The organism is Exiguobacterium sp. HVEsp1, assembly GCF_002009685.1.
GTDB lineage: Bacteria > Bacillota > Bacilli > Exiguobacteriales > Exiguobacteriaceae > Exiguobacterium > Exiguobacterium profundum.
Genome location: NZ_KV917367.1, coordinates 2,171,329 through 2,184,013 on the forward strand (window position 1 = coordinate 2,171,329; position 12,685 = coordinate 2,184,013).

General features: G+C 50.8%; 13 protein-coding genes and 4 pseudogenes. 10 read left to right on the plus strand and 7 right to left on the minus strand.

The window, feature by feature from the left end; translation table 11 throughout:
* Nucleotides 1-4: 4 nt before the first annotated feature.
* Entirely contained in the window at nucleotides 5-493 is a 489-nt protein-coding gene (locus tag BV910_RS11170) for a hypothetical protein (RefSeq protein ID WP_078147364.1), read from the plus strand.
* 5 nt (nucleotides 494-498) lie between these two features.
* On the opposite strand, the gene BV910_RS11175 is transcribed toward BV910_RS11170, so the two are convergent.
* Both BV910_RS11175 and BV910_RS11180 read right to left on the minus strand, forming a co-directional pair.
* Nucleotides 499-1,098 carry an alpha/beta hydrolase gene (locus tag BV910_RS11175; protein ID WP_074036177.1) on the minus strand — a complete coding sequence of 200 codons (600 nt, stop codon included), beginning with the start codon at nucleotides 1,096-1,098 and terminating at the stop codon, nucleotides 499-501.
* Complete coding sequence (locus BV910_RS11180) at nucleotides 1,095-2,039, minus strand: ring-cleaving dioxygenase (protein WP_078147365.1); 945 nt, start codon at nucleotides 2,037-2,039, stop codon at nucleotides 1,095-1,097. The genes BV910_RS11175 and BV910_RS11180 overlap by 4 nt, the downstream gene beginning before the upstream one ends.
* Before the next feature lie 117 nt (nucleotides 2,040-2,156).
* On the opposite strand from BV910_RS11180, the gene BV910_RS11185 reads away from it, so the two are divergent.
* The 3 genes from BV910_RS11185 to BV910_RS11195 all read left to right on the plus strand — a co-directional run bounded on the left by BV910_RS11185 (nucleotide 2,157) and on the right by BV910_RS11195 (nucleotide 4,720).
* Nucleotides 2,157-3,047 (plus strand): ABC transporter ATP-binding protein, encoded by an 891-nt coding sequence (locus BV910_RS11185; RefSeq protein WP_078147366.1) that lies wholly within the window; start codon nucleotides 2,157-2,159, stop codon nucleotides 3,045-3,047.
* On the plus strand, nucleotides 3,037-4,230 hold the full coding sequence (locus BV910_RS11190) for an ABC transporter permease (protein WP_078147367.1): 1,194 nt from the start codon (nucleotides 3,037-3,039) through the stop codon (nucleotides 4,228-4,230). The genes BV910_RS11185 and BV910_RS11190 overlap by 11 nt, the downstream gene beginning before the upstream one ends.
* Nucleotides 4,231-4,294: 64 nt before the next feature.
* Entirely contained in the window at nucleotides 4,295-4,720 is a 426-nt protein-coding gene (locus BV910_RS11195) for a hypothetical protein (protein ID WP_078147368.1), read from the plus strand.
* Nucleotides 4,721-4,828: 108 nt separating this feature from the next.
* Here the strand turns inward: BV910_RS11195 and BV910_RS11200 are convergent, their stop codons facing one another.
* Nucleotides 4,829-5,428 (minus strand): helix-turn-helix domain-containing protein, encoded by a 600-nt coding sequence (locus tag BV910_RS11200; protein ID WP_078147369.1) that lies wholly within the window; start codon nucleotides 5,426-5,428, stop codon nucleotides 4,829-4,831.
* A 90-nt stretch (nucleotides 5,429-5,518) separates the two neighbouring features.
* Complete coding sequence (locus BV910_RS11205; RefSeq protein ID WP_012727005.1) at nucleotides 5,519-6,019, minus strand: PTS sugar transporter subunit IIA; 501 nt, start codon at nucleotides 6,017-6,019, stop codon at nucleotides 5,519-5,521.
* Between the two features lie 208 nt (nucleotides 6,020-6,227).
* Between BV910_RS11205 and BV910_RS11210 the strand changes: the two genes are divergently transcribed.
* The 5 genes and pseudogenes from BV910_RS11210 (at nucleotide 6,228) to BV910_RS15020 (ending at nucleotide 9,373) form a co-directional block, all read left to right on the plus strand.
* On the plus strand, nucleotides 6,228-7,922 hold the full coding sequence (locus BV910_RS11210) for a M3 family oligoendopeptidase (RefSeq protein ID WP_078147370.1): 1,695 nt from the start codon (nucleotides 6,228-6,230) through the stop codon (nucleotides 7,920-7,922).
* A 107-nt stretch (nucleotides 7,923-8,029) separates the two neighbouring features.
* Nucleotides 8,030-8,269: pseudogene (locus BV910_RS11215) on the plus strand (Lrp/AsnC family transcriptional regulator); the annotation flags it as partial.
* Nucleotides 8,270-8,479: 210 nt separating this feature from the next.
* Nucleotides 8,480-8,563 (plus strand): annotated as a pseudogene (locus BV910_RS15085) (helix-turn-helix domain-containing protein); the annotation flags it as partial.
* A 17-nt stretch (nucleotides 8,564-8,580) separates the two neighbouring features.
* Nucleotides 8,581-9,084, plus strand: a pseudogene (locus tag BV910_RS11220) (RNA-guided endonuclease TnpB family protein); the annotation flags it as partial.
* Between the two features lie 109 nt (nucleotides 9,085-9,193).
* Entirely contained in the window at nucleotides 9,194-9,373 is a 180-nt protein-coding gene (locus BV910_RS15020; protein WP_078147372.1) for an Lrp/AsnC ligand binding domain-containing protein, read from the plus strand.
* A 50-nt stretch (nucleotides 9,374-9,423) separates the two neighbouring features.
* Here the strand turns inward: BV910_RS15020 and BV910_RS11230 are convergent, their stop codons facing one another.
* The 3 genes from BV910_RS11230 to BV910_RS11240 form a co-directional block, all read right to left on the minus strand.
* A complete protein-coding gene (locus tag BV910_RS11230) occupies nucleotides 9,424-10,317 on the minus strand; it encodes an aldo/keto reductase (RefSeq protein WP_078147373.1) in 894 nt (297 codons plus the stop codon).
* A complete protein-coding gene (locus BV910_RS11235; RefSeq protein WP_078147374.1) occupies nucleotides 10,314-10,817 on the minus strand; it encodes a cupin domain-containing protein in 504 nt (167 codons plus the stop codon). Before BV910_RS11235 ends, BV910_RS11230 begins: the two co-directional genes overlap by 4 nt.
* 81 nt (nucleotides 10,818-10,898) lie before the next feature.
* Nucleotides 10,899-11,225: a winged helix-turn-helix transcriptional regulator gene (locus tag BV910_RS11240; protein ID WP_078147375.1), complete on the minus strand. Its 327-nt coding sequence runs from the start codon at nucleotides 11,223-11,225 to the stop codon at nucleotides 10,899-10,901.
* A gap of 261 nt (nucleotides 11,226-11,486) precedes the next feature.
* Between BV910_RS11240 and BV910_RS11245 the strand changes: the two are divergent.
* Nucleotides 11,487-12,685, plus strand: a pseudogene (locus BV910_RS11245) (MFS transporter).

The window sequence follows — 12,685 nt, forward strand, 5'->3', positions numbered from 1 at the left end:
GAGAATGGCATCGATCATCCGGAATCGACATCATATGGTGCATGACCCAAAACGTTCATTCTCTAACTTCGGATTCTGGTGGTTCGTCAGCGTCTTTTGCGTCGGATTGCTCCTTGTCGCCTTCGAGTCCGTCCGAAACGGGTTCTCTGCCATTCATCCTGTCTTGTCTAGCATGGCTTTCCTCGTTCTCACGTTCGTGCTCGGTGTCTGCGCTAAACTGGCTCGTGACGTCTGGTGGCTCAACTACTTGCTCGAGCGCACCCAAAACCGCTACTTATACATCGGTGGCGACACGCTCCAAAGTTGGCAGTATACGCTCGACTCGATTTGGTTGCTCACGCGCACCTCACAAAAAAAGCTCGGCCGATTGTATATCCAAATCGACCGAACTGTGCGTGCTGAGGAAGCGAAACGTTTATTCGCCGCCTATTTGATTGACCGAGGGGTCCTCGTCGTCTATTCTCGTCCGAACAAACCGAAAAAAATGGCTTGAATGAATCAGTCGAGGTATGCGGCAATCCATGTCCGTGCTGCCTCGACTTCTTCCATGCGAAGTTCATGTCCTCCCGAGTGATAGAAGAGCTCGACGTCCGCTCCCGCGTTTCGGAGTGTCGACGTCAGCTCTTCTGTTTCTGTTTTCGGGCAAATCGGGTCGCGTTCGCCAGCCGAGATGAACACGTTCGTTCCTGACAAGTCAGGTAGCGTCAATGAACGGTCCGGTACCATCGGGTGGAATAGGAGTGAAGCAGTGAACGCCGGATGACGGTAAAGTGCCGACCCGATCAAATTCGCCCCGTTCGAGTAGCCGAGCGGAATCATCTTATCCCGGTCGATGCCATACGTTGTCGCCGCTTCATCTAAAAAATGAAGGAAGCGCTCTGTCTGTTTCTTTAAATCTTCAAGGTCGAGCACCCCTTCCGCGTGGCGACGGAAGAAACGGGACATCCCGTTTTCAATGACATCCCCTCGAAGCGTTAAAATGTTCGCTTCGGTCGATAGTTCTTTCGCGAGCGGAATCAAATCCTGCTCGGTCCCTCCAGTTCCGTGTAATAAAACGAGTGTCGTATCTTTTGTACCTTGAATGAATTGATGAATCATATGCGTTCTCCTCTCGGGATCGTGATTGTTGGTAGTGTGCGGACGATTTTATCTCGGTCCGCTTCGAGCCATGGCGGTAAGCGCAACGTCTCACCAAGCGTGTCAACGGATTCGTCCACGGTGAATCCAGGTACGTCCGTCGCGAGTTCGTGCAGGATGCGACCGGCATCATGGAAATAGACGGAGCGGAAGTAGTTTCGTTCTTTCACTTCGGTCGGTCTTAACCCAAGGTCAAAGATGGCATCTTGCCAGGTCGGATAATGTTCTCCGTCAGAAATGCGCCACGCGATGTGATGAACTGTTCCCGTCCCAGGGACCCCGTTCGGTAAAATCGTTTTCTTCACATCGATGACGTTCCCGTAATCTGCTGACCCTTTCAAACGGATCCACTCTTCATCCTCTGCGACCCGTTCAAAGCCGAACAGTTCCGTCAACAAGCGCACGGTTTCGTCCGGTGCTTTCGACAACAAGGTCGCTCCGGCGAATCCGACAATTGCTTCATGTTCTGTGATACCGGGGATGACCCAGCGTGTCTGTTTAGAGCTCGGTCGGGCGACGAGTTCGACGACGAGTCCGTCCGGGTCTTCAAATAAAAGTGATGCCTCGCTGAACCGTTCAGTGGCGACGGTCGCGATGCCGTGCTGTTGTAGTCTTTCTTCCCAGAACGGTAAACTTCCTGCCGGTACGAGATAAGTCGTCACGCCAACCTGTCCGCTCCCGACCTGCCCTTTCCCTAAGCCCGGGATCGGGAAAAACGTGATCACCGTCCCTGGTGTTCCGACTTCGTCCCCAAAATAGAGATGATACGTGCCCGGGTCATCAAAATTGACGGTCTGTTTCACGAAGCGGAGACCGAGTACCTGTCCATAAAAATCTAGCGTACGTTGCGGGTCTTGTACCATCGACGAAATGTGATGGATTCCCGTAGACTGCGTTTTCATTGTCATCCTCCTTTTATTATCTTGATTTCAAGATAAATCTTTTACCAGAAAAAGTGAAACTTTTTGCTCAAGGTGGCGTACGATAGAAGAAGAGACATTCTAAGGAGGGAATAGAATATGGCATTACATATCGAACGCGTCACCAAGGAGTTTGGTGACTTCAAAGCTGTCGACGACCTCACGTTCCGCGTCCCACAAGGGGAAATGTTTGGTTTGCTCGGTGCAAACGGTGCTGGAAAGACTACGACGTTCCGGATGATCCTCGACATCTTGAAGCCGACCGATGGGAGTATCACGTGGAACGGTAAAGCGGTCGACCATCGCATCGTCGGCTATTTGCCCGAGGAACGTGGCCTGTATCCCAAATCCCAAGTGCGTGAACAGCTCGTCTTTCTCGCAAGCCTAAAGGGCATGCGCGGGAGCGATGCCAAACGCGCGGTCAAGTCATGGCTCGAACGCCTTGAAATTCCTCAATATGAAACGATGCGCGTCGAGCAGCTATCAAAAGGGAATCAACAGAAGATTCAGCTCGTCGCAGCCCTGCTCCATAACCCGGAACTCGTCATCTTAGACGAACCGTTCAGCGGCCTCGACCCGGTTAACGTTGAAATCCTGAAGCGTGAAGTTCTCGCGTTGCGTGACGCCGGGACGACCATCGTCTTCTCGAGTCATCGAATGGAACATGTCGAAGAATTGTGCCAACACGTCGGCATCTTGAAAGGTGGCCGTGCCGTCGTAAGCGGTGACGTCCCGACAATCAAGTCGAGATACGAAGAACCTGCCCTCTTTATTGAAACGGACCAGATTCACATTCTCGAGTCGCTCCCAGTCGTGGAGACAATCGAGCCTTTCAAATCCGGTCATCTAGTACGCTTACATTCTTTCGAAGACAGTGACGCCGTCCTGTCGGCACTCGTCCGTCATCAGGCGAACGTGAAGACGTTCATGCGCCAACCGGTATCGCTCAATGACATCTTCATCAAGGAGGTCGGACAGCATGTTTCATAACTTTGGACCGCTCTATGCGTTCACACTCAAATCGAGAATTCGTTCAAAAGCATTCCTCATCTCGACGGCGCTAACCATCCTGTTCATCTTCGGGTTTACGAACATCGACCGCATCATGTCTACGTTTGAGGATTCCGAGCAAGCGAGCGCACTCGTCGTGTCTGAGAACAAAGAAATCGTCGACACGATGAAATCACTCGGCTATGAAGACGTCGCCTCTAGCGACATTACGGAAGAAGAGGCACGGACCGGCATCAACGACGGAGAGTATGGGGTCGTCGCTTTTGTTGACGGCTATGATGCCCGCGTTATCTCCGAACGCCCGGAGCAGGAGTTCACGACTCTCTTGCAAACATCTTTACAACAGTTGCGCAATGCGGAATTGATCGAATCGTCCGATGTCGACCCGGCCATCATCGCTGCCCTCAGCGAACCGATCCAACTCGACGAGTCCTATCTCGGACGCGGTGGAGAGAACTCGGATGAGCTCCTCTCGTCTTCGGCGCTCGTTTACGTCATGTTGATGCTCCTGTACATTTCGATCATCACGTACGGATCGATGATTTCAACAGAAGTGACGACGGAGAAGTCATCGCGTGTCATGGAGCTCATCATCTCCACGACTCATCCGGTGACCCATATGCTTGCGAAAGTGACCGCTATCGGGACACTCGCCCTCATCCAAATCGGGATCTTCCTCGGGTTTGGTTATGTGAGTGCGAGTGGTAGCGAGCTGGCGACGACGGTCATCGAGAACGCCGGCAACGCACGGGCTGTCATCTATCTACTCGTCTTCTTCTTGCTTGGGTACTTGTTGTACGCCTCACTCTTCGCTGTCCTCGGTTCACTTGTCAGCCGTGTCGAAGAGTCACAACAAATGGTCATGCCGGTCATCATGCTCCTCGTCGCTGCATTCTTAGTGGCGATGTTTGGATTGAACAACCCGGATGCGACCATCGTGACCATTCTCTCGTTCGTCCCGTTCTTCGCTCCGATGCTCATGTTCCTTCGCGTCATGCTCGTCGATGTGGCTGTTTGGGAAGTGGCGCTTTCGATTGGGTTACTCATCGGAACGATCGGTGTCACGTTGTGGATTGGCTCGAAATTCTATCGTGGCGGCGTCTTGTTCTATGGAACGAACGCTATTAAACAATGGCGACAAATATTACAAAACCGTCAATAACGTTTACAGCAAATTCGTTTTCGTTTACTCTAAAGAATGTGCAAAATGAGGAGGAAAACGAACTATGCGATCACGATTACTCGCAGCCTTAATCTTTACGTTTATGACGACGCTCACGACGTTCATCTGTTATACCGTCTTCTTAGATGCGGATGCGTTATGGCAAATCCTGCTTGCCTATGCAGGCAGTGCGTTCATCGGAACGCTCGCGTTTTGGTATCCGGTCAGCAGACGCTCTCAAACGTCCCGCTTCGGTGGCGCATGGATCGGCATCATGATTACTGCAGCGACACTCATTGGCTTCACCGTCATCCGTTTCACATTCCGCGGGGACGCAGCAGCATTGCTCGACTGGCAAACGATGCTGGCGAGTCTTGCCTACACATTCGGTTATGTCGGATGGGTGCTCACAATCTTGAATATCGTGCTCGGCTTCTTACTCGCCGGCACACGTCCAAAAGTACGCTACGAAGCGCGTCCGACGCGCTGATTGAAGTGACCAGGGATTCTCCTGGTCACTTTTTTGTGTTCACTTTGGGGTGTTGCACTTAATTTTATAATTCATCGTGCACAAAAAAAACCGTAGAATGCTCCACGGTCATTGCAATTTATACGATTTATCCACGACACCATACTCCGCGTACTGGAATGAGTTGTCTGCGAATTGGTCTGGGACAAGCCGTTCCACATAGCGTGCGAACGGGACGATGTGACGCGTCGTGTCATGTGACCGTCCGAGGTCAAGCACCGCATCGACGAGCGCTTCGAGTGCATGGTGTGACGTCGGTTCCTCGTCTTCTTTGAAAATGCGATGTAACTCCTCTTCGTGCATCAAGTCAAAGATGCGCATCCGTACTTCGAGTTGCCGTTGCATTTCTTCGACGGACTTCCCGTGCATCGCTTCTTCATAGGCGAGCTTCATCTGTTCGAGTTCCGGTACTTTTCCTCGCATGAGTACTTTGAGCGACTCGCCCGTCCAAATATGGCGGGCCAAATAGTTCGGGTCGATTTGCAAAGCGTCTGCGAGCGCCTCTATGTAAGGCATGGTCGGATAGACCTCACTCAGTTCGGTACGTCGGATAAAGTACGGGGCGACGCCAATCTGTTCCGCAAGCGTCTCAATCGACAATCCGGCCCGTTCCCGTAATATTCGTATCCGATCCCCGTATCCCCGGTATGGTGCATTTTTTCCATCCATCTCAATTCCCCCTTCCCTCTCTTCATTATAATTCCCGCATTCGCAAAAAAATACTCGGAAGCCTAAGCTCCCGAGTCATGGGTCGTCTTCTTATTTCTTTGTCAACTCGACGACTTCCGAAGATCCAGCTGTCACCGTGTCGCCTTCTGCGACAAGTTTGTTCACGCCGAAGCTGTCGTGGTTCGTGATGATGATCGGAGTGATCGTCGATGGCGCGTTCGCTTTGATGAAATCGAGGTCGAACGTGACGAGTGGATCGCCTGCTTTGACAGATTGACCTTCTGTAACGTGTGTCTCGAAGCCTTCACCTTTAAGGTTTACCGTATCCAAACCGATGTGAATCAAGTATTCCGCACCGTTGTCCGCGTTGATACCGATCGCGTGTTTTGTTGGGAATACTGTCGCGATTGTTCCGCTAACCGGTGAGACGACTTTTCCTTCAGTCGGCTCGATTGCGATCCCGTCACCCATCATTTTTTGTGAGAATACTTGGTCCGGTACGTTCGTGATGTCGACGACCTTTCCTGTAAGCGGTGAAACCGCGTTGAGTTGTTCTTCTTTACCACCAAAAAGTTTTTTAAAGAATCCCATAGCTTAATCCCTCCAACATGTTCTATTGAATCGAAGTCTTCACTTTTATACCCGAAAAGCTAATACTTCAATCCCTACCCCATTAACGGTATAGTTGTAATAAGGTAGTGCGAAATCGTTTTACACATCGTAAGAATACGAGTGTGCAATCGCTTTTGCAAGCCCTTTTTACACTTTGTAAAAATTTCACACGATGGAGGCGCTTACAATGACGACTTTCACAAAATTGTCATATGAACGGCCCGACTTGGACGCTTTAAACAGCAGATTGTCGGACTATTCTGCCGAATTACAGCAAGCCAGCACACTCGAGGAAGCGAACGAACTCATTCGCCAAATCAACAAAGAACGGAACGACTTTGAGACACAAAGTCAACTCGTCGCGATCCGACATTCGGTCGACACACGCGATTCGTTTTACGAAGAAGAACAGGCCTTCTTTGACGACGCACTTCCGGTCTATGAGAAGGAGATTCAAGCGTACTATCGCGTCTTGACGAACCACGAGCTTCGCACTGAACTCGAAGCGGAATGGGGCAGCCAACTGTTCTCTCTCGCCGAGCGCGCACTTGAAACGTTCGAGGAGTCACTCATCCCGAAACTGCAGGAAGAAAACCGCCTCGCGACAGCTTATCAAAAGGTCATGTCCGCTGCGCAAATCGAATTTGACGGCAAGACACTCAACTTGTCACAGTTCGGTCCGTATCTCCAATCACCAGACCGTGATGTCCGAAAAGCCGCATCTGTCGCCCGCTATACATACCTTTCTGATAACGGCGATGAGATCGACCGCATTTATGGGGAACTCGTACGCGTCCGTACGGAAATCGCTCACGCGCTCGGCTTCCCGTCGTTCGTCGAACTCGGTTATGCACGGATGCAGCGTGTCGGCTATGACGAGTCGATGGTCGACAACTTCCGGAAACAAGTCCGTGACGTCATCGTCCCGCTCGCTTCTGCTTTGAAAGAAAAGCAGGCGAAACGAATCGATGTCGACCACCTCTATTACTATGACGAGTCGTTCGTCTTCCCAGACGGAAACGCGACACCGCAAGGCGATGAGTCGTTCATCATCGAAGGCGGAAACAAAATGTATCGTGAACTCTCAAATGAGACGGACGAGTTCTTCAAGTACATGCAGGAACGCGGCGCCCTCGACTTGACGGCGAAACCAGGGAAATCTGGCGGCGGATACTGCACGTACTTACCGTCTGAAGGACTTCCGTTCATCTTCTCGAACTTCAACGGGACGGCAGGCGACATCGATGTTCTCACGCACGAAGTCGGTCATGCCTTCCAAGTGTATGAAAGCCGTCATTTGACGACACCGGAATACGCCTTCCCGACTTATGAGGCGTGTGAGATCCACTCGATGTCGATGGAATTCTTCTGTTGGCCATGGATGGAGCTTTTCTTCGGCGACCAAGTCGACAAGTATAAGTTCAATCACTTGGCCGGTAGCATGACGTTCCTTCCGTATGGCGTGCTCGTCGATGAGTTCCAACACGTCGTCTACCGCAACCCAGAGATGACAGCTGCCGAGCGTCGTCAGGCGTGGCGCGATTTGGAGAAGGTCTATCTCCCGCACCGTGATTATGAGACGAATGACTATCTCGAATCGGGCGCATGGTGGCACCAACAAGGTCACATCTTCCAAAGCCCGTTCTACTATATCGACTATACGCTCGCACAAGTATGTGCATTCCAGTTCTGGGTGCGCATGCATGAAGACCGCGAAGCGGCATGGAGCGATTACCTCACGCTCTGTCAGGCAGGCGGAAGCCGTTCGTTCCTCGAACTCGTCGAACTGGCAGGTCTCAAATCACCATTCGCAGACGGCGTGTTGAAAGAAACGATTGATCAAATCGAAGACTATCTCTTGAAACATCCGCTAGCGAACTGATAAGTAAGACCATCGGAAGCTTCCGGTGGTCTTTTCATTTGGGTTCACTTCGTACTGAAGTGTGAAAGGCAAATCAATCTTTTTATTACCTAAAAAAGAGAGGAGAAATTGATTACAAACTCATTCATGAATTAGAGCACGACAATCGTCTTTCCATGAGCGAACTTGGACGACGTATCAATCTTTCCGCTCCTTCCGTTAGCGAGCGGGGTCGACGACTAGAATCATTTGGAGTCATCAAACAATACTCGCTTGTACTTGATCACGAAAAGCTAGGTCTTCCAATTCAATGTATCATCGAGGCAACAGTGAAGAATGGCCAATACGAAGCGTTCCTTCATTATTTAACTAAATCAGGCGAGAATTCTCCCTCCTCTAAGCGTCTCGGGGCGTAGCCCGGCGTAGGTGGGAGATGAATCGCCCGGTCCAACAGTTTTCTCTCCCTATGACAGATGTTACGAACAAAAGTTCGTGATTCCGTCAGATTCTCCCTCCCCCTCCTCGGGTATCGGATGAGGAGGACACATCACGATCTTCTGAAGGGAGGAGGGACGGACATGCTGAAAGGCTACACATACAGGCTCCACCCGACGCCGGCACAGGCCGAGTTCCTGGTCCGGACGATCGGCTGCGCCCGATTCATCTACAACAATGGATGGTTTCTGAGAAGATTGAAAACCCTCGCTTTCTTTGCCAATCCGAAGCGAAGGTCAAGAAGTCGCAGCGCGCGTTGTCACGAAAGAAGATCGGAAGCAAGAATCGTGAAAAAGCTAAGCAGATCTTAGCCAAGAAACACGAGAAAATCGCCAATCAACGCAAGGACTTCCTTCACAAGCTGTCGAGACGGATTGTTGACGAGAACCAAGTCATCGTCGTGGAGACATTGAAGTCAAAGAATATGATGAAGGATCACAAGGTAGCGAAGTCCATCGGGGATGTCAGCTGGTACGAGTTCGTCCGTCAACTCGAATACAAGTCAAACTTCTATGGACGGACACTCATCAAGGCGGACCCCTGGTACGCATCCACTCAAATCTGCTCCACTTGCGGAGTAAAGGGCGAGAAGAAAGCGATGGATGTCCTTGAATGGACGTGTGCCTGTGGCGCGCATCATGACCGTGACATTAACGCTAGCATCAACCTATTGATATTGGCAAACTAAAACGAATTCCTTCAGGGTGGGAACCACCCGACGAGCTTGGTAAATAATCGTGGCTAATAAAAGTACGATCTTCCCAAGAAGCTCCCCCTTCAATTTGCGAAGCAAATAAGTGGCGAGTAGTTCACAACAACAACCGAATGTTTCATTTTGTTATCGCATATCTGGTGACGCCTGTTATTTCATCAAAATGCAATTCTCGTCTTTTTCTGCAGCTGAATCTTTTATCGATGAAGTGATTCCATATGCTCAAACAAAAACACAATTCATCTTTTCAGAAATCGATATTTAATCAACGTGAACATGCAAAAGGACTGGCAAAATTGCCAGTCCTTTATCGTTTTAAATGACGTCTAGCTGTTGTTTCGTCGTCGGTGGTGGGAATGCCTCATCGAGCGCAGCAAAATCCTCCTCACTCATGTCGAGCAAGAGCGCTGCCGCATTCTCCTCGACATGCTCGGCCTGCCCGGCTTTCGGGATGGCGATGACGTGTCCGCTCCGGACCGTCCAAGCAAGTAAGATTTGCGCGACTGAGGCACTATACGACTCCGCAATCCGATTGATCGTTTCGTTATTGAAGACCTCTTCTTTCACGTCACTTCCTTCAGCGAGTGGAGCGTATGCCATGACAGGAATCCCTTGTTCTTTTAGATAAGGAAGGAGGTCATACTCAATCCCGCGACTGCCAAGATGATAGAGCACTTGATTGACCGCGCACTTGTCTCCATTCGGTAGCGACAGCAATTCCTTCATATCGTCCACGTCGAAGTTCGAGACTCCCCATGCCCGAATCTTTCCGTCCGCTTTGAGCTGTTCCATCCCTTGAATCGTCTCCTCGAGCGGGGCATCGCCTCGCCAATGGAGTAAGTAAAGATCCAGGTAGTCCGTCCCGAGTCGTTCGAGCGACGCATCACATGCGCTGACGAGTTTGTCGCCATACGCATTGTATGGATACACTTTCGAGATGAGAAAGACATCTTCGCGTCGGTCTTGGATCGCTTCCCCTACCAACTTCTCAGACTCCCCTTCCCCATACATTTCCGCCGTGTCGATGACATGGAGTCCGCAGTCGATTCCTGTCCGAAGCGCCTCAACCTCGGCATCATGCTTCGATTTGTCTTCCCCCATGCGCCATGTACCTTGTCCGAGTGCGCGCATCTCGCGCCCGTCTTTCAATTTGACGACGTTTTGCTTCAAAGCTGCAAGTAATAAAGAATGTGGTAGTCGTTGATTCATAACGTTTCCTCCTTTGTCCATGCTTCATGTAGTGGACCCGTCGTCCCGAAGACGGGGTCAAACTTCGGCTTTTCGACTTGTTCGATTCGCTTTACGTTGTCCGGTCGTTCTTCCGTCTTTCCGGTCAACGTGTCATAGTCACGACCGTCCGGATACGCCCCGACCACTTGAAAATTTTCACTCGCCTCGATGCGACGATGTCCCGTTCCCGCCGGTAAAACGAGCACGTCTCCCACACTGACGCGTACGAGATCTCCGTTCGTCCCTCCGAGTTGAAGGGTCGCTTCACCTTGTAATACGCCCAATACTTCATGCGTGTTGCTGTGATAGTGATGATAGTCGAACACCCCGTTCACCCAACTGTTCGTCCATTCATTATGGGCAAACGTCTCTCGCATCCCGCTCGGGTCATCAAAGACGCCACGATAGAGGAGCGCCGGATAATCCGGATGGTTGGGAATGGAGCCGTCATCTGTAAACAAAAAAGTTTTCACGTCCATCCTAATTCCCTCCTTGTCTCTGTCCCTGTACCCGACTTGTCACTACGAAAAACGGTCGTCCGTATTGGACGACCGTGATGGTTATGAAATGACCTCTTCACCGGACTGATCGATATGGCACTCGCCCCAGGCGCACATGGCGTCCAAGATTGGCTTGAGTGACCATCCGTACTCAGAGAGTGAGTAAATGACTTTCGGTGGAACTTGCTCGAACACCGTACGAACGACGACACCATCCGCTTCGAGCTCACGCAATTGTTGGGTGAGCATTTTTTGCGTGATGTTCGGCATGAGTTTACGCAGTTCACTCGTCCGTCGCTCCCCTTTAATCAAGTGACACATGATGACGACTTTCCACTTACCGCCGATGACGTCAAGTGTCGCTTCGACCGGAATATTATATGGCATTTCGTTTCCTCCATTTCTTACATAGGCACTTTTTGGTGCCTACCGCACTAAAAAGTACGTACTTCTCAAACTGTTTTCATGCACTTATGATAGCAACTGTAGCAAATCTATACAAGTTCATTTCGCTTGTAACATCCCCTTGAGACGGTAAGGTACTTTTTCGACCGTACTGAACAATAGAGGAAAGTGAAATGTCTTTGCTATCCGGAGACGAAGGGCCCTCGTCTTCCACACTATTCATTTTTTTAGGAGGAACTACTCATGAATCAACCGTACACACAACCTGTCGAAGAACAGGCACCTAAAAATGGAGGGTTGGCATTACTCGCCCTCGCGATCAGCGCTTTCGGCATCGGAACGACCGAGTTCGTCCCGGTCGGTCTCCTCGCATCGATCGCAAGTGATTTAAACATCGGCATCACGCGGGTCTCATTATCTCGGGTTACGCGATCGGCGTAGGCGTCGGTGCACCGATTTTGACGGCACTGACGAACCGGATGAACCGCAAGACGTTACTCATGGCACTCATGGTCGTCTTCATCGGCGGAAACTTGGTCTCGGCCATGTCGACCACCTTTGAACTTTTGATTGTCGCCCGATTTATCACCGCATTCTCGCATGGTGTCTTCTTCTCCATCGGAGCAACGATTGCTGTTCAACTCGTGTCACCACATAAAAAAGCGAGTGCCATCGCACTCATGTTCACTGGTTTAACTGTCGCAACCGTTACAGGAGTCCCACTCGGTACTTTCATCGGACAAGCGTTCGGATGGCGCGCCACCTTCTTCGCCGTCGCAGCACTCGGTGTCATTTCAATCATCGCAAGTTTCTTCTTGATTCCAAAAGATTTGAAACAGTCACCACCAGCGAAGTTCTCAGATATGAAGAAACTGCTCACAAACGGTCGTCTCATGCTCGGATTCTTGATTACAGCACTCGGTTACGGCGGAACGTTCGTTGCCTTCACGTACTTGACACCAATCATGCAAGACGTGACAAAAATTAGCCCGAGCTTGATCAGTGTCGTCTTACTCGTTTACGGAATCGCGGTCGCTATTGGGAACGCGGTCGGTGGAAAGCTCGCCAACGAAAATCCAGCGAAAGCATTGTTCTATATGTTTATCGTTCACGCAGCGGTCATGATCATCATGTCGTTCATGATTCCGTTCAAAGTGGCAGGTCTGGTCGCCATCGTCTTGATGGGACTCCTCGCCTTCATGAACGTGCCTGGACTTCAACTGTATATCGTACAATTGGCTGAAAAATATGTACCTGCCGCTGTCGATGTCGCGTCCGCACTCAACATCGCGGCCTTCAACATCGGGATCGCCCTCGGCGCAACAATCGGTGGACTCGTCGCCGATTCAATCGGACTTGTGCATACCCCTTGGGTCGGTGGGATCATGGTCATCATCGCCGTCATCTGGACAGCCATCTCACGTCGTGTGGAAGCCAACTAA

Bases quoted from the DNA above. Each gene is read 5' to 3' on its own strand.
- BV910_RS11240 (WP_078147375.1), bottom strand. From the start codon at position 11,225: ATGCCATATAATATTCCGGTCGAAGCGACACTTGACGTCATCGGCGGT.
- BV910_RS11205 (WP_012727005.1), bottom strand. From the start codon at position 6,019: ATGGGATTCTTTAAAAAACTTTTTGGTGGTAAAGAAGAACAACTCAAC.
- BV910_RS11195 (WP_078147368.1), top strand. From the start codon at position 4,295: ATGCGATCACGATTACTCGCAGCCTTAATCTTTACGTTTATGACGACG.
- BV910_RS11185 (WP_078147366.1), top strand. From the start codon at position 2,157: ATGGCATTACATATCGAACGCGTCACCAAGGAGTTTGGTGACTTCAAA.
- BV910_RS11235 (WP_078147374.1), bottom strand. From the start codon at position 10,817: ATGGACGTGAAAACTTTTTTGTTTACAGATGACGGCTCCATTCCCAAC.
- BV910_RS11180 (WP_078147365.1), bottom strand. From the start codon at position 2,039: ATGAAAACGCAGTCTACGGGAATCCATCACATTTCGTCGATGGTACAA.
- BV910_RS11170 (WP_078147364.1), top strand. From the start codon at position 5: ATGGCATCGATCATCCGGAATCGACATCATATGGTGCATGACCCAAAA.
- BV910_RS11210 (WP_078147370.1), top strand. From the start codon at position 6,228: ATGACGACTTTCACAAAATTGTCATATGAACGGCCCGACTTGGACGCT.
- BV910_RS11190 (WP_078147367.1), top strand. From the start codon at position 3,037: ATGTTTCATAACTTTGGACCGCTCTATGCGTTCACACTCAAATCGAGA.
- BV910_RS11200 (WP_078147369.1), bottom strand. From the start codon at position 5,428: ATGGATGGAAAAAATGCACCATACCGGGGATACGGGGATCGGATACGA.
- BV910_RS11175 (WP_074036177.1), bottom strand. From the start codon at position 1,098: ATGATTCATCAATTCATTCAAGGTACAAAAGATACGACACTCGTTTTA.
- BV910_RS11230 (WP_078147373.1), bottom strand. From the start codon at position 10,317: ATGAATCAACGACTACCACATTCTTTATTACTTGCAGCTTTGAAGCAA.